The sequence below is a fragment of the Arthrobacter sp. Y81 genome (genome assembly GCF_002929335.1).
Classification (GTDB): domain Bacteria; phylum Actinomycetota; class Actinomycetes; order Actinomycetales; family Micrococcaceae; genus Arthrobacter.
In genome coordinates this window covers 176,475-190,956 of the sequence record NZ_PJIL01000002.1, presented here as the reverse complement: position 1 = coordinate 190,956, position 14,482 = coordinate 176,475, and the positions used below count along the sequence as shown (strand labels likewise).

The 14,482-nt window shown below is 65.3% G+C and carries 15 protein-coding genes and 3 tRNA genes; 10 read left to right on the top strand and 8 right to left on the bottom strand.

Annotated features, from left to right (window positions below; genetic code table 11):
* Positions 1 to 41 precede the first annotated feature (41 nt).
* From dusB to CXQ91_RS03715, 5 genes are all read left to right on the top strand, one after another.
* On the top strand, positions 42 to 1,220 hold the full coding sequence (dusB, locus tag CXQ91_RS03735) for a tRNA dihydrouridine synthase DusB (protein WP_104172584.1): 1,179 nt from the start codon (positions 42 to 44) through the stop codon (positions 1,218 to 1,220).
* Positions 1,213 to 2,502: a deoxyguanosinetriphosphate triphosphohydrolase gene (locus tag CXQ91_RS03730; protein WP_104172583.1), complete on the top strand. Its 1,290-nt coding sequence runs from the start codon at positions 1,213 to 1,215 to the stop codon at positions 2,500 to 2,502. Before dusB ends, CXQ91_RS03730 begins: the two co-directional genes overlap by 8 nt.
* A 73-nt stretch (positions 2,503 to 2,575) precedes the next feature.
* The gene (dnaG, locus tag CXQ91_RS03725) at positions 2,576 to 4,483 is read left to right on the top strand and encodes a DNA primase (RefSeq protein WP_104172582.1); all 1,908 of its coding nucleotides are present in this window, start codon (positions 2,576 to 2,578) and stop codon (positions 4,481 to 4,483) included.
* Between the two features lie 90 nt (positions 4,484 to 4,573).
* A tRNA-Asn gene (locus CXQ91_RS03720) sits at positions 4,574 to 4,646 on the top strand.
* A gap of 126 nt (positions 4,647 to 4,772) precedes the next feature.
* Positions 4,773 to 4,845: transfer RNA gene (locus CXQ91_RS03715), tRNA-Asn, on the top strand.
* Between the two features lie 56 nt (positions 4,846 to 4,901).
* On the opposite strand, the gene CXQ91_RS03710 is transcribed toward CXQ91_RS03715, so the two are convergent.
* From CXQ91_RS03710 to CXQ91_RS03700, 3 genes are all read right to left on the bottom strand, one after another.
* A complete protein-coding gene (locus CXQ91_RS03710) occupies positions 4,902 to 5,309 on the bottom strand; it encodes a hypothetical protein (RefSeq protein WP_104172581.1) in 408 nt (135 codons plus the stop codon).
* A 41-nt stretch (positions 5,310 to 5,350) separates the two neighbouring features.
* Positions 5,351 to 5,530, bottom strand: coding sequence for a hypothetical protein (locus CXQ91_RS03705; protein WP_104172580.1), 180 nt, complete (start codon positions 5,528 to 5,530; stop codon positions 5,351 to 5,353).
* Between the two features lie 64 nt (positions 5,531 to 5,594).
* Positions 5,595 to 6,818, bottom strand: coding sequence for a multidrug effflux MFS transporter (locus CXQ91_RS03700; RefSeq protein ID WP_104172579.1), 1,224 nt, complete (start codon positions 6,816 to 6,818; stop codon positions 5,595 to 5,597).
* A 184-nt stretch (positions 6,819 to 7,002) separates the two neighbouring features.
* Between CXQ91_RS03700 and CXQ91_RS03695 the strand changes: the two genes are divergently transcribed.
* From CXQ91_RS03695 to CXQ91_RS03675, 5 genes are all read left to right on the top strand, one after another.
* Positions 7,003 to 7,860 carry a phage holin family protein gene (locus tag CXQ91_RS03695; RefSeq protein WP_104172578.1) on the top strand — a complete coding sequence of 286 codons (858 nt, stop codon included), beginning with the start codon at positions 7,003 to 7,005 and terminating at the stop codon, positions 7,858 to 7,860.
* Between the two features lie 81 nt (positions 7,861 to 7,941).
* Positions 7,942 to 8,565 (top strand): CDP-alcohol phosphatidyltransferase family protein, encoded by a 624-nt coding sequence (locus CXQ91_RS03690; RefSeq protein ID WP_104172577.1) that lies wholly within the window; start codon positions 7,942 to 7,944, stop codon positions 8,563 to 8,565.
* Positions 8,565 to 9,470 carry a DMT family transporter gene (locus CXQ91_RS03685; protein WP_104172576.1) on the top strand — a complete coding sequence of 302 codons (906 nt, stop codon included), beginning with the start codon at positions 8,565 to 8,567 and terminating at the stop codon, positions 9,468 to 9,470. The genes CXQ91_RS03690 and CXQ91_RS03685 overlap by 1 nt, the downstream gene beginning before the upstream one ends.
* A 114-nt stretch (positions 9,471 to 9,584) precedes the next feature.
* Complete coding sequence (locus tag CXQ91_RS03680) at positions 9,585 to 10,775, top strand: glycosyltransferase (RefSeq protein ID WP_374953623.1); 1,191 nt, start codon at positions 9,585 to 9,587, stop codon at positions 10,773 to 10,775.
* A 151-nt stretch (positions 10,776 to 10,926) separates the two neighbouring features.
* Positions 10,927 to 11,000, top strand: a tRNA-Ile gene (locus CXQ91_RS03675).
* A 402-nt stretch (positions 11,001 to 11,402) separates the two neighbouring features.
* On the opposite strand, the gene CXQ91_RS24700 is transcribed toward CXQ91_RS03675, so the two are convergent.
* The 5 genes from CXQ91_RS24700 to CXQ91_RS03660 all read right to left on the bottom strand — a co-directional run bounded on the left by CXQ91_RS24700 (position 11,403) and on the right by CXQ91_RS03660 (position 13,656).
* On the bottom strand, positions 11,403 to 11,543 hold the full coding sequence (locus CXQ91_RS24700; RefSeq protein WP_181038761.1) for a hypothetical protein: 141 nt from the start codon (positions 11,541 to 11,543) through the stop codon (positions 11,403 to 11,405).
* A 219-nt stretch (positions 11,544 to 11,762) separates the two neighbouring features.
* On the bottom strand, positions 11,763 to 12,116 hold the full coding sequence (locus tag CXQ91_RS03670) for a helix-turn-helix transcriptional regulator (protein ID WP_104172574.1): 354 nt from the start codon (positions 12,114 to 12,116) through the stop codon (positions 11,763 to 11,765).
* A gap of 696 nt (positions 12,117 to 12,812) precedes the next feature.
* Positions 12,813 to 12,977: an AlpA family transcriptional regulator gene (locus tag CXQ91_RS03665; protein WP_219816489.1), complete on the bottom strand. Its 165-nt coding sequence runs from the start codon at positions 12,975 to 12,977 to the stop codon at positions 12,813 to 12,815.
* Positions 12,978 to 12,991: 14 nt separating this feature from the next.
* A complete protein-coding gene (locus CXQ91_RS25205; protein WP_258073810.1) occupies positions 12,992 to 13,120 on the bottom strand; it encodes a hypothetical protein in 129 nt (42 codons plus the stop codon).
* Between the two features lie 302 nt (positions 13,121 to 13,422).
* On the bottom strand, positions 13,423 to 13,656 hold the full coding sequence (locus CXQ91_RS03660; protein ID WP_104172572.1) for a hypothetical protein: 234 nt from the start codon (positions 13,654 to 13,656) through the stop codon (positions 13,423 to 13,425).
* Between the last annotated feature and the right edge of the window lie 826 nt (positions 13,657 to 14,482).

The window sequence follows — 14,482 nt, the reverse complement described above, 5'->3', positions numbered from 1 at the left end:
GCACGGCTCGCCGATTTGCCCGGCTTTGAGACAATGAACGGGTGACTGTTGTAGCAACGCCTCCCGCCCCCAAGCTGGAACTCCCGCCCCTGAAGCTCGGCCCCATCACGGTGGATACCCCCGTGATCCTGGCGCCCATGGCCGGAATCACCAACTCCGCCTTCCGCAGGCTCTGCCGTGAATACGGCGGCGGCCTGTATGTGGCGGAGATGGTCACCTCCCGCGCCCTCGTGGAGCGAACCCCCGAGTCGTTGCGCATCATCTCCCATGACGACGACGAAAAGGTCCGGTCGGTCCAGCTGTACGGCGTGGATCCGGTGACCGTGGGCCAGGCAGTGCGGATGCTCGTCGACGAGGACCGGGCGGACCACATCGACCTCAACTTCGGCTGCCCGGTGCCCAAGGTGACCCGCCGGGGCGGCGGCTCGGCGCTGCCGTGGAAGATCGACCTCTTCACCTCCATCGTGCAGACGGCAGTCCGGGAAGCCTCCAAGGGCGGCATCCCGCTGACCATCAAGATGCGCAAGGGCATCGACGAGGACCACCTGACGTACCTCGACGCCGGCCGGATCGCCCGCGATTCCGGAGTCGCCGCCGTCGCGCTTCACGGCCGTACGGCCTCGCAGTTCTATTCCGGCCAGGCTGACTGGTCCGCCATCGCGCGGCTGCGTGAGGCCCTGCCGGATGTGCCGGTGCTGGGCAACGGCGACATCTGGTCCGCGGAGGACGCCGTCCGGATGGTCCGCGAGACCGGAGTGGACGGCGTGGTGGTGGGCCGCGGCTGCCAGGGCCGCCCGTGGCTGTTCGGTGATCTCCAGGCCGCCTTCGAAGGCAGCGACACCCGACACAAGCCGAACCTGCAGCAGGTGGCGGAGGGCGTGTACCGGCACGCCGAACTCATGGTGGAAACCTTCGGCGACGAAGGCAAGGCCCTGCGTGAAATCCGCAAACACATGGCCTGGTACTTCAAGGGCTACGTGGTGGGCGGGGAACTGCGCACCAGGCTGGCCCTTGTCAGCAGCTTGCAGGTGCTGCGCGAAACGCTGGCCGAGCTGGACCAGGATTCCCCATACCCCGGTGTGGACGCCGAGGGCCCCCGCGGCCGTGCCGGTTCCCCCAAGAAGCCCGCACTGCCCAAGGACTGGCTGCTCAGCCGGCAGATGGACGCTGACCAGACCCGCGACATCGCCGCCGCGGAACTGGACGTGTCAGGTGGCTGAAACACGGACTGCAGCACCCGTTCTGCCGGGCTACGACGCCCACGACTCCGCCCGCTGGGTAGAGGAACCGCCCAAGACCACGTACCGCTCCGACTTCGAACGGGACCGGGCACGGGTCCTGCACTCGTCCGCGCTGCGCAGGCTCGGCGCCAAAACCCAGGTGGTGGCGCCGGACACCGACGACTTCGTCCGCACCCGGCTCACGCACAGCCTGGAAGTGGCCCAGGTGGGCCGCGAACTGGGGCGGACGCTCGGCTGCGACCCCGACGTAGTGGACACCGCCTGCCTCAGCCACGATCTCGGCCACCCGCCGTTCGGGCACAACGGCGAATCCGCGCTGAACGAAATGGCGCACGGCATCGGCGGTTTCGAGGGCAACGCCCAGACGCTCCGGCTGCTGTCCCGCCTCGAGCCAAAGGTCCTGGCCGCGGACGGAACGCCGGCCGGGCTGAACCTCACCCGCGCCAGCCTCGACGCGGCCGCCAAATACCCGTGGTCCGCGCTGAACGCCCCGGTGATCCACGGCCAGCGCACCAGCAAGTTCGGCGCCTACGAGGACGACCTGCCCATCTTCGACTGGCTCCGCCAGGGTGCCCCCGAGCGCCGGTCCTGCCTGGAAGCCCAGGTGATGGACCTCGCCGACGACATCTCCTACTCGGTCCACGACGTCGAGGACGCCATCGTGGCCGGCCACTTCCAGCTGCGCTGGATGGACAACCCGGACCACCGCGCCCGCGTGGTGGGGTATGCCAAGCAGTGGTACCTGCCCCACAACGACCCCGCCGCCATCGACGCCGCCCTGGCGCGGCTCGAGGCCACCGACGTCTGGGTGCGCGAAGCGGACGGCAGCCGCAAGGCCATGGCGGCGCTGAAAGACATGACCAGCCAGCTGATCGGCAGGTTCTGCCAGAGCGCACTGGAAACCACCCGCACCGTCTACGGCCCCGAAAACCTGACCCGGTACAACGCCGAGCTGATGGTGCCGGACGAGACCGTGATGGAAATCGCAGTCATGAAGGGCCTGGCCACCACTTTTGTGATGACCACCGAGCACCGCCAGCCGATCTATGAGCGCCAGCGGGAGGTCCTGCACGCCCTGGTGACGGCGCTGAACGCCACCGGGGACCGCCACCTGGAGCCGATGTTCGCCGCTGACTGGCGTGACGCGGCCGACGACGGCGCCCGCCTTCGCGTGGTCATCGACCAGGTCGCGTCGCTCACCGACGGTTCCGCGCTGGCCATGTACGAGCGGTTGGTCGGCAGCCTGCCGTCGCTTTGGTGACATTGGACGCACCCGCCGTCGCGCCGCCGCCGGGCCAGCCGTTGGTGTCGCACCCGGGGACTAGGATGGCTCTGTGGCTGGGCTGATCAAACGCGAAGATATTGACGAAGTACGCCAGCGCACGGACATCAAGGAAGTCATCGATGGCTACGTGACGCTCAAAGGCGCCGGCCTGGGCTCGTTCAAGGGCCTGTGCCCCTTCCACGACGAGCGCTCGCCGTCGTTCACGGTCCGCCCCCAGGTGGGCAGGTACCACTGCTTCGGCTGCGGCGAGGACGGCGACGCCATCTCCTTCGTCCAGAAGCTGGACCACTCCTCATTCCATGAAGCTGTGGAAAAGCTGGCCGCCAGGATCGGCTTCGAACTGCGCTACGAGGACGGCGGCACCGGTCCCAACCGGGAAGAGGTGGGCAAGCGCCAGCGACTCCTGGACGCCCACAAAGTGGCTGACGAGTTCTTTCGTGCCCAGCTGCTGACTCCCGGCGCCGCGGAAGGCCGCAACTTCCTCCATGGCCGCGGCTTTGACCGCGCCGCCGCCGAGCAGTTCGGCGTCGGCTACGCCCCGCAGGGCTGGGATGCACTGCTCAAGCACCTCCGCGGCCGCGGCTACACGGACGCAGAGCTCAAGCTCACGGGGATGTTCTCAGAAGGCAACCGCGGGATCTACGACCGGTTCCGCGGGCGCCTGATCTGGCCTATCCGTGACATCGCCGGCGACACCATCGGCTTTGGCGCCCGCAAACTCTACGAGGACGATCAGGGCCCCAAGTACCTCAATACCCCGGAAACCACGCTCTACAAGAAGTCCCAGGTGCTCTACGGCATCGACCTCGCCAAACGGAACATCGCCAAGGACCGCCAGCTGGTGGTGGTGGAGGGCTACACCGACGTGATGGCCTGCCATCTGGCAGGAGTTCCGACGGCGGTGGCCACCTGCGGCACCGCGTTCGGCGCCGACCACATCAAGATCGCCCGGCGGCTGCTGTCCGACGACGGCACAGGCGGAGAGGTCATCTTCACCTTCGACGGCGACGCCGCGGGCCAGAAGGCCGCCCTGCGGGCCTTCGAGGAAGACCAGCGCTTCACGGCGCAGACCTACGTCGCGGTGGAGCCCACCGGCGCCGACCCCTGCGAGCTGCGCCAGGCCAAGGGGGACGCCGCAGTCCGGGACCTGATAGGTACCAGGCGGCCGCTGTTTGAGTTCGCCATCAGGGCCTCCCTCAAGCGCCACAACCTGGACACGGTGGAGGGCCGCATCGCCGCGCTGCGTGAGTCGGCGCCGGTGGTGGCCCAGATCCGCGACGCCGGAATCCGGCCCGCCTACGCACGCGAGCTTGCGGGCTGGCTCGGCATGCCCGTCGAGGAGGTCAGCCGCGCCGTAGGCGTCGCCGCCAAGCGTGCCGCCCAGGGCGAATCGCCCGCAGGCCAGGGCGGGGCGCAGCAGCGCACAGGAGCGACTCCCGGCATTGCCGAGTTGCCGGCGTCGGGCGTTGTGCCGTCCTTCAACAGGCCGGATCCGCGGGACCCGGTGGCGTCCATGGAGCGGCAGGCGCTGGAGGTGGCGCTTCAGGAGCCCGCCATGCTCGCCGGAGAGACCTGGGACCGGTTCAGTGCGGCCGGGTTCAGGACCCCTGCCTACCAGGCCGTCCACGACGCCATGCGCGCCTCCGGGCCGGGCCTGACAGTTGATCCCGTGCGGTGGGTTGAACAGGTGATGCACGAGGTACCGGAGCCGCTCCGCCCGCTGGTCTCGGAGCTTGCCGTGGTGCCGCTGCCGGCGAGCAACGCGGAAGGCGTGCTCAAGTATTGCCGTGACATCCTGGCCCGGCTGTTTGAACTCCAGATCACCAGGGTCAAAGCGGACAAGATGGGACAGCTGCAGCGGCTCGATGCCTCGGCCCAGCCGGAGGAGTTCCAGCGGCTGAACCGGGAGCTGATGGTGCTCGAAATGGAGCGCCGTTCGCTGCGTTCCGACGCCTGACTGCAGCCCCGCGAACCGGGCCCGGCGGAGTGCCGATCCGCTCAATTTCGCTTACCGGGCGGGTGTTTGCTAGGCTAGTACCCGCTTCATTCCTCCTTAGCTCAATTGGCAGAGCATTCGACTGTTAATCGAAGGGTTGCTGGTTCAAGTCCAGCAGGAGGAGCGCGCAGTCCCCGTTCCGGGTCACCGGGACGGGGACTTTTTTATACCCGGGCGGGGTATTTCGGGCCGCTGCGGCAGCCGATTTCCCTTTGGGGTAAAACCTTTGCTAATGTCATACCTGCTTCATTCCTCCTTAGCTCAATTGGCAGAGCATTCGACTGTTAATCGAAGGGTTGCTGGTTCAAGTCCAGCAGGAGGAGCGGACAGGCCCCGTAGCCGGCGAACAGCCGGCCACGGGGCCTTTTTTGTTTGGGCGCTAGACGAAGTCCATCTCCACCTGCAGGAAGCGCTCCGCCTCGGCGATGGCGGCCTGGAACGCTTCCTCCTCGGTGGGGGACTTCCGCGGCTCCCGGGGGTGCCACTCATGCGGAGCGGAGTGCACCCTGGTGAAGCCGCCGTTCGGTGGGGCGTAGAAGATGCCGAACCGCTGGACAGGCCATTCAGGGGACGTTTCCGGGGCCACCAGGAGCGCGGCGTTGAACGCGGGGTTGAACCACTGGGCGATCGGGCGGCGCCGGTCCTCGGTGAACAGGCCGGCCGCGTACAGGGCTGCCGACTGGGCGCTGGTCTGAGTGCACAGGCGTTCCCACCACAGGGGCAGGATGCCGCCGTCGCATCGCTGCCACGTGGCCGGTAAGGGCTGATGGTGCTGCCAGTCGGGCACAGAACAACTTTATCGCGCGCTCAAGTCCGGGAACAGGGCCGTTAGGGCCGGTTCCAGGGGCCGGGATTGACCCGGTACAGCAGGGCCGCGCCGGCAATCGCGCCCAGAATGATGCCCATGGCCGGATTCCCCATGGCGCGTCCGGCGAAATACCCGGCGACGGCGCCAAGCACCGCGCCGAGGAACAGCCCCCTGCGGTTGCGGTGCGGTTTCCTGGCCATGGGTTCAGCGTACCCGGACGCCTCGGGAGCCAGGGCTCGACGGACCCTGGTGGATCGACGGGCCCTAGTGGATCGACGGGACGGTGCGCGGCCGGACCACCAGCCACAGGGCGGCAGCTGCCAGCAGGATGCTCGTGGCCTGGACGCCGCCCATGACGGTTGCCGAGATGTCGCCAAACCAGCCCACCACGGGGGACACGATGCCGGCCATCATGAAGGTGGCGGCGCCCAGCAGGGACGCGGCCGTTCCCGCCTGTGCCCCGTGCTTGGACAGCGCAAGGACCTGGACACACGGGAACGTGAAGCCGGTGCCGAGGATGTAGAACCAGAGCGGCACCATCACGCCCCAGAGCCCGAAGCCAAGCTGGTCGAAAATGACGATCAGCACGGCCATCAGGAACATCCACGCGGTGGAGCAGGCCAGGATCCACTGCGGCGGAATCCGCCTGATCACCCGGGAGCTGGTCTGCACGCCTGCCACGATGCCCAGCGAGTTGATGCCGAAGAGCAGGCCGTACTGCTGGGGCGTGAACCCGTAAACGTCCTGGAAGAGGAAGGGGGAGGCGGAGAGGTACGCGAAGAGCCCGGCGAAGTTCATGCCGCCAAGCAGCAGCAGGCCCACGAAGATCCGGTCCGAAAAGAGGAGCTTGTAGCGCTGCCCCGCAGTGAGGCCCGATTTGCCCCGGAGTTCGCGGGGGAGGGTTTCGCGCACCAGGAGGATGGCGGCAATGATCACCAGCGTGCCGTAGCCGGCCAGGAAGTAGAAGATGCCCGGCCAGGGCATGATGAGCAGCAGCTGGGAGCCAATAACCGGTGCCAGGATCGGGGCCAGGCCGTTAACCAGTGCCATCCGGGAGAACATCCGCACCATGGCGTACCCGCTGAAGAGGTCCCGCACCATGGCCATGGCCACCACGCCGCCGCCGGCCGCGCCGATGCCCATCAGCACCCGGAAGAGTCCGAGCGTCGCCAGGTCCGTGGAGAGCGCTGCGCCCACTGAGGCGGTGATGTGCAGCGCGGTGGCAAGGATCAACGGAAGCCGCCTGCCGAACTTGTCGCTCAGCGGACCCACCACCAGCTGGCCCAGGGCGAAGCCCACGGTGGTGCCCGTCAGTGTGAGCTGGACTTCCGCTTCGGACACCCCGAGGCTGGCCTCGAGGGCGGGGAAGGCCGGGAGGTAGAGGTCGATCGTAAAGGGGCCAAGGGCAGTCAGGGCGCCGAGGAGGAGGATGTACAGGAGTTTCCGGTTGCGGCTCAGGGAGTCGCCCGGATTGGCGGGGATGCTCACAGAGAACCATCCTATGGCCCTCAGATCATACTTTTACAGCGTTGCAGGGCGCGCCACATGTTATTACCCGAAGGAGGGCCCGAACCTGAATGATAGTTTTGTCAGCGGGGAGTGTGTGAAGCCGCGCAGGCCCCCGGAATCCAGCGGAATCCGAATCAAAGATGGAACCAGTTAGGCGGGATCGATGAGCGGACGACACAGCGGGCGGACCAAGGGCGGACTGAGTATTGGGGCGCTGCCCAAAACGCTGAGGCTGGTTGCCAAGCTGGCGCCAAGGCAGCTCAACGACGAAATTGCCCTCGCGAAGATCGAGATCAAGCGCAAGGGAATCCAGGTCGGGGTGGCGGCCGCGTTCTTCGCCGTTGCACTGGTGTTCGTAGCCTTCCTCGTCGTCGGACTCATCGTTGCCGCGATTATGGGGCTCGCCACCATCATGCCTGCCTGGCTGGCTGCCCTCCTGGTGTGCGCCGTCTTCCTTGTTATCGCCCTCATTGGCGCGCTGGTCGGCCTGCGGAAATTCAAGAAGGCCATGCCCCTTGTTCCCGAAGACACGATCCGCGGACTCAAGCACGATCTCGGCATCGTGAAGGAAGGCTCGGACTTCAACCCGGCCATTCTGGATCCGTCCTCCGAGCAGGCCAAGGCCGCCAAGGCGGCCAAGGAAGCGCAGAAGGCAAAGGACAAAGCCGAGAAGGAAGCAAAGGAAGCGGCAAAGCCGGACCTGGGACCCGCCCCCACGGAAGCCGAGCTGCGGAGCCGCCTGGACAAGCGCCGTCGCCACCTGACCGGCGTCCGCGATGAGCTCGGCGAGGAACTCGACGTCAAGACCCAGGCCCGGATCCTTCTGGGCGCCACCCAGGCCCAGCTGAAGACCGGCAAGGAACGCGCCGGCCAGCAGTTCGAATCCCTCGGCCGCTCTGCGTCCGGCTTCCTGAACCGGGCCAACGAGGGACAGGCCGGAGTGCGCTGGAAGCCGCTGGCGGCCCTGGCCGCCTCGGCCGCGGTCTTCGTTGTCCTGCTCCGCAGGCTCCTGAAGGGGTAGGACCCCGGCCACTACCAGGACAGGGCACTACCCGGACAGGGCACTACCCGTAGCAATGGCGGGAACGGAAGGAGATTAGGGATGAAGTTCATCAACGCCGGCGAGCGTCCGGGCCAGCGGCATGTGGACAGTGACGCCGTCTTCACCATCCCCAACGTCCTGACGATCCTCCGGTTCATGGGTGTTCCCGTGTTCATCTGGCTGGTTTTGGCGCAGAAGGAGTATGCCCTGGCCGCGCTGGTGCTGGTCATCATGGGCAGCACGGACTGGGTGGACGGATACATTGCCCGCCGCTTCAACCAAACGTCCCGGCTGGGCCGGATCATGGATCCGATAGCGGACCGGCTGGCGCTCATTGCCGTCGCGGTCACCCTGGTGATTGCCGGCGTCGTGGAGTGGTGGTACCTGACAGCCCTGGTGGTTCCGGATGCCATCCTGTTGGCCGCTTCGCTCTACTACTTCCACAGCCACCCCGACCTCCCCGTCAGCCGCATCGGCAAAATCCGCACCGCTCTCCTCCTCGTGGGCACCCCGCTGCTGGTACTCGCCAAACTGCCTATTCCGCTGACCGAGGTCTATTTCACCGCCGCGTGGATTTTCCTTGGCCTCGGGCTGCTGGGCCACTGGGTGGCCGGCTACAACTACTTCCTGGCCATCATCCGCAAAGGCAGGCTCAGGGCCGCCCGCGACGGCGGACCCGGCTGATGGTGTGGCTTGCCGTCTCCCTGGCGGTGCTGGGCGCCTTTTGCCTGGCCATCGGCGCACAGCGCCAGGGGAGTGCGGTCAAAGCGGACACCGGCGGCCTTGCGCTGAGCTCGCATGGCTTCCTTCGGCTGCTTCGGAATCCGCGCTGGGTATTCGGGCTGCTGCTGCTTTGTGCCGGCATGGCGATGAATGCCGTGGCCCTCGTGTCGGCACCGCTGACGGTGGTGCAGCCCATCGGGGCGATCGCCTTGGTCATCACCACGGTCGTCAACGCCAAGGACCAGGGCCTGAGCATCAACCGCGCCACCGTGGTGGCCATCTCAGCCTGCGTCACCGGCTCGGCGATGTTTGTCCTGCTGGCGGTGAACGCGACGGTGGAAAACCACCACGTGAGTTTCGACGACGAACTCACCATCGTGCTGCTGCTCACCCTGGCCGTGGGCCTCTTTGGCACCCTGGCGGTGGTGTTCAAGCACCGCATGAGTGCCTTCATCTACATCCTCGGTGCCGGCGTGCTGTTCGGCTTCGTTGCGGTGCTGACCCGCATCATCGGCAAACACCTGCTCGATCCGAACGGGCTGGCCCTGCTCAACGTGCAGTGGTATTCCGTGGTGGCCATCGCGGCTGCCGGCGGCCTGGGCTCGTGGTTCGTCCAGTCGGCATACTCCGGCGGACCGCCGGACCTTGTCATCGCCGGATTGACGGTCATCGACCCCATTGTGGGCATCGCCATCGGTATCGCCATCCTTGGCGAACTCCAGCCGGATGTCCACGCCGTATTGGCGATTGCCATGGGGGCGGCCGCTTCCCTTGCTATCGTGGGGGTAATCGCACTCTCGCGGCACCATCCCGAAGTGACCAAGCGCAAGAAGGACGCGCGCAAGGCCGCTGGACGGGTGTCATAGGGCGAGTGATATCCAGATTTCACCAGAAGTCCCGGCGCCACCGCGCCGAGGGACAACTGGCCGCTACAGCCAGTGCTGACCGCACCGTGACCACCAGGAGCTCTCCACGTGACCATGCCCGACAGCCAGCAATCACTGACCATCCTGATTGCTGCGGACACCTATCCGCCACACGTCAACGGGGCCGCACAATTCGGATACCGGCTGGCCAAAGGCATGACCGCGCGCGGACACGACGTCCATGTGCTCGCGTGCCGGCCGGACAAGGGCAAGAGCTTCACTGAGTTCCGCGCGGAAGGCACCGTGCACCGGATCCGTTCCCACTCCGTGCCCACGCACGAGTACTTCCGGATCACCCTCCCCTGGGAAATCAAGAAGGAGATCAGCCTTCTGTTTGACCGCGTCAAGCCGGACGTAGTGCACATCCAGAGCCACTACATGATCGGCGAGCACGTGCTCTACGAAGCCGAGCGGCGCGGCGTCAGGATTGTGGCCACCAACCACTTCATGCCGGAGAACCTGAACCCGTTCCTGCCGTTCCCGCAGTGGTTCAAGGACATTGTGGGACGCATCTCCTGGAAGGACATGGGAAAGGTGATGGGCAAAGCCGACGTCGTCACCACCCCCACGCCGCTTGCCGCCAAGGCGATGCACCAGCATGCGTTCCTGCGCAAGGTCCTGCCGCTCTCCAACGGCATTGACTCCGCTGCCTATGAGCTCCGGGACGGCGAAGTGATTAACCGGCACCCGCATCCCACCGTGCTTTTCGCGGGCCGCCTCGCCGAGGAAAAGCACGTCAACATCCTCATCGATGCGGTCGCGAAAACCCCGGCCGAACTTAATGTGCACCTGGAGATCGTGGGCGGTGGCGAAGTACGGGCCGCCCTCGAGTCCCAGGTGGCGCGGCTGGGGCTGGAGTCCCGTGTGAAGTTCCTGGGCCTGGCCAGCGATGCCGAACTGCGTGAGGCCTACATCAAGGCGGACCTGTTCTGCATGCCAGGAACGGCCGAGCTCCAGTCCCTGGTCACGCTGGAGGCCATGTCCGCCTCCACCCCGGTGCTGCTGGCGGATGCGATGGCGCTGCCGCACCTGGTGCGCGACGGAGAGAACGGCTACCTCTTCACCCCCAACGACAGCGACGACCTTGCCGCCAAGATCACCCGTGTGCTTCAGCTTCCGGCCGAGGAGCTTGCCGCGATGGGCAAGGCCAGCCGCCGCATGGTGGAGCCGCACAGCATCCAGGGGACGCTGCAGACGTTCGAGGACCTCTACTATGGCGCCAGCTACGACGACAAAGTGGTGTAACCCCCAAGCGGTGCAATCGCCGGCGCCTAATCCAAGCGTGCCGCCGGCGCCCGGGGTGCTGGTGCGCGCAACAGGCGATTACTATTGCTAGAGTGTTTTTGCCCCGGAACTGCGGAGGCTCCCTGCGGAGCCGGCAGTCCGCGGGGCGCACGGGGCTATAGCTCAGCTGGTTAGAGCGCGGGACTCATAATCCTAAGGTCCTCGGTTCAAGTCCGAGTAGCCCTACCTGAACGAAAGGCCCGGAACCCTTGCAAACAAAGGGAACCGGGCCTTTTCATGGCCTGCCGATAGGGGGGTGCTAGACAAGACACGCCATCCATGCATTCCCCATTTTTCCCGCCCGTTCCCCGCGTTGTGGATAGTTTATGGATAGTCCGGGGCTGGTCATATCGCTGGATTCTCCGCGTGCTGACGCGGAATTGGGGCTATCCGGCCGGTGGTCCGCCCGCCGGCCAAGGAGCAATGTGGAGACGTTGCGAACGGCGGGCAGGGGGCAGGCGGCACGTTCGCCCGCTCAGAGGGCCGCAGATTAGCCCCTAAGGCGACAAAAGGCCCTTATAGCGCCAGGTAGAGCCCGTGCCGCCTGCTAGGCCGTCAGAGAAGGCCTCAGGGCCTCTAGCCGCCTACCTAGTGGCAGGAGCACGTGCAGGCCCACGCCGGCATGAGGAACTCATAGTCGGGCTCGCAGTCTTCGTATGGGGACCGCTCGGCAGGTGCCAGCAACTCGTCAAGCATCTTGCCCACGGCCGCTACGTCGATTTTCACCATGCCCGACACGATAGAGCGCAGGGCAGACAGGGCACGCCGCAGGCCTGGAGACGCCGAAAAGCCCCAGCCTTGTGGGCTGGGGGCTTTGGACGCTGCAAGGCTCTTAGCGCGGCGCACAGCGGGTGCAAGTTGGTTAAGCGCAACAGGGGAGGGGCGAGGGTAGGTGCGGCAGAGACGCACGAGGCCATGAAAATGCAGGCTCGCTCATGGAATGCAGAGCTACTCGTCGCTCACGTCCCTGAAAGCCACCGAACGCAGCGGGCGCTTATCGGCTGACGCGGCCGGCTGCGGGTCTTGCAGTATCCCGCCGCGCGCACGCCTAGCCAGCTCGTCTATCAGCGCACTACTCGAGAACCTGGCGAGCTCTTGCGCCTGCGGCATCTGCCTAACGGGCAGTGCAGGAGTGTCGCCGCCGGCCATTCGCTCAAGCTCCGCAAGCTTCTCGGCCGGCGGATGAGTCTCACCGTAGGACCAGCGTCGCAGTGTCGATGGATCAACGCCCAGTACGGCGGCAATGTCATTGCGCTTCATACCCGTCGCAGTGAGTAGGTCGATGATCCGCTGGTTTGCCATGGCACTATCCTAAACGCTTGCGCGTGAATGGGGGAGCGGCTGTAAGCCGGCGGATAGCTGCCAGGACCAGTGAGGGCACCGCGTACAAGGCGCCAACACTCGGTCCCTATCGGGCACGGGAGCCCCTTAGGCGACTCAGACCCGCTGCACGCCGCCTGCCTATTGGGCCGGCGGCTGGTTGTACCCGTACTGGTGGTAGGGCTGAGGGAATGGCTGGTTAGGCTGCGGCGGTGTGGGTGCTGGCTGAAGCGGGGCACGCAGCGCGGAAACATTGCGGAAGGCAGCGGGCAGGGCATCGATTATCGCAAGGGCACGAGCCGCTCCTATGCAGAGCATTATCAGCCCAGCTACCCCGCCGGCGAGGCCAAGCAGAACTCCGGGGCCCGGATCATCGGAAGCCGCCGCAATAACGACAATGACGGCGCTTACCACCGTTGTGGCAAGTCCAGCAACAAATATCCCGGATGACGGCTTGAAGTGCATGATTCCCCAATTCCATATAGCGACTTGGCGCCAGAATATGGCATAAAACCGTCGTTCGCTTATGGCAGGCTCGTTCGCACTCAAATCGAGACAAAGGAATCACATATTGCAGTGAGCAAATAGGCCGCATTTGGGGCGCAATCGCCGGTTCGAGGCCGCAACTAGCGGCCGATGAGAGCGAGTTTGTTACTGTCCTCGTGACGTGGCTCAGTGCTAGCCGGTGACCCGACGCTGCTTCAACCAGTTGGCCAGGTCAGCCTCGCTGTAGCGGATGGTTCCGCCCGGCAGCTTGTAGTAGTCCGGCCCCTCGCTGGCGTTGCGAATGAGCCACTGCTTGCTGACTCCTAGCCTGTCCGCGACTTCCTGGCGGCTTAGCATGGCGCTATCGGCCATTAGCTAAGAGCCCCGCTTTCGCGGAGGACTGCGGCAACCTTGCGGCACTGCTCCGGCGAGAGCTCGGGGAGCTCGTCCACTACGCGCTGAGCCATGGCCTGCAGTTCTTCCCTCGTGATATTCGGCATGTCGCGCTACTTCCTCAGTGTCTGATAGATGATCCGGCATTGCTCCTCGGTCAGCGGCGGCTGCTTGGCTAGCCAAGCCTCAGCGTGGGCGCGTAGCTGCTCCTCAGTCATCGAACTGGCTCCTTCGTTGCAGATTTACGGCGAGCGCTTAGCTCGAGGTACTCAGTTGCCAGCCACTCGGAGGGCTCCTCGCCACGCTTCTTCAGGCGTCGGAGCGCGTCTCGATCAGCGGCCCAGTTCAGTTCGTCGTTCCGGCTCCACGGCGCTTGCACGTAGGCCGGCGATTCTGCCGTCATCATTGGTTAGGCCGATGCCAGGAGGGGCTGGCCGGCGGCACGCGGCGCGTTATCCCGCTGCCATTCCGCGATAACCCGCATTACGTCTTTAGCGCTGCCCTCAAAGCCAGCGCGTGCACCGTGCGGGCCATATTCAATGAAGACCGCGCCAGTGGGCTTGTTGTCTTCCATCTCGTCGATTACTGCATGAATGCTGCTCAAGGAAATGTACGTGCCGCCGAAATCTACAAGATCAAACATGGCTTTGTGTCCCTTTCTGGACTTCTAGGCCGGCGTGGTGGGGCAATTCTCATTGCCCCACCTGCCGCCTAATAACAACCGGTCAAGCCGGCGATTCGTTGGGTACCGCATTTTCGTTAGTTCCTATTCAGTTGGCTATTTAGTTGTGGTGAGGAAGGCTGCTTGGCCTTCCGTTCCTCAAGTATGCACGTGCAAGCGTGCATAGTCAACACCGACATTTGATCATTGCCAATACAGCAGCATCCGGCCCATAAAACAGAGGAGGGCTTGGGGGTACTGGGCAATGGCGAGCCAGCTACGGCCCATATGGAGGAGCCGGCAAGGTTGCCGCCATGCTGCACATGACTGGCGCCATGCGACGGCTCGTTAGCCGTCTGACGATCCGACGCACGGCGAGCACTAAGGGGAGTTGCATGCACTTAGGTTGCAGACGTCACGGCGTGGGCCATCGAACAACTCGATAGCTAGATGACCAGGCGCCATGTGCATAGGCAGCCGGGCCCCTCTTGTGCCCCCTGACAGGCTGGCTAGACATGAGGGGACTACTTCATGGCACCCAGTAGCTGCCACTGCCGGCGTGGCCTCACTGGCGTGCTGCGGGGCTTCTGGCGGCCCCAATGCGGCAGGGGGTGGGGGTGCCCCCCGAAGCTGCGGGAGGCTCTCCCCGGGGGTAATAGCGGCTGAGGTAGCTCACGGGTTGTCGGGTCCACGAACCCGACATATCCCTAGGTAGCTACACTCAGAAAGGGAGCCCCGAAGGGCTCCCCGCTTAGCTGTCCTGCCTACTGGTTCCAGACCATCGGAACTTGTCAAGGTGAATGAGGCC

Bases quoted from the DNA above. Each gene is read 5' to 3' on its own strand.
- CXQ91_RS03680 (WP_374953623.1), top strand. From the start codon at position 9,585: ATGCCCGACAGCCAGCAATCACTGACCATCCTGATTGCTGCGGACACC.
- CXQ91_RS03690 (WP_104172577.1), top strand. From the start codon at position 7,942: ATGAAGTTCATCAACGCCGGCGAGCGTCCGGGCCAGCGGCATGTGGAC.
- CXQ91_RS03685 (WP_104172576.1), top strand. From the start codon at position 8,565: ATGGTGTGGCTTGCCGTCTCCCTGGCGGTGCTGGGCGCCTTTTGCCTG.
- CXQ91_RS24700 (WP_181038761.1), bottom strand. From the start codon at position 11,543: ATGGTGAAAATCGACGTAGCGGCCGTGGGCAAGATGCTTGACGAGTTG.
- CXQ91_RS03670 (WP_104172574.1), bottom strand. From the start codon at position 12,116: ATGGCAAACCAGCGGATCATCGACCTACTCACTGCGACGGGTATGAAG.
- CXQ91_RS03665 (WP_219816489.1), bottom strand. From the start codon at position 12,977: ATGCTAAGCCGCCAGGAAGTCGCGGACAGGCTAGGAGTCAGCAAGCAG.
- CXQ91_RS25205 (WP_258073810.1), bottom strand. From the start codon at position 13,120: ATGCCGAATATCACGAGGGAAGAACTGCAGGCCATGGCTCAGCGCGTA.
- CXQ91_RS03695 (WP_104172578.1), top strand. From the start codon at position 7,003: ATGAGCGGACGACACAGCGGGCGGACCAAGGGCGGACTGAGTATTGGG.
- CXQ91_RS03660 (WP_104172572.1), bottom strand. From the start codon at position 13,656: ATGTTTGATCTTGTAGATTTCGGCGGCACGTACATTTCCTTGAGCAGC.
- CXQ91_RS03705 (WP_104172580.1), bottom strand. From the start codon at position 5,530: ATGGCCAGGAAACCGCACCGCAACCGCAGGGGGCTGTTCCTCGGCGCG.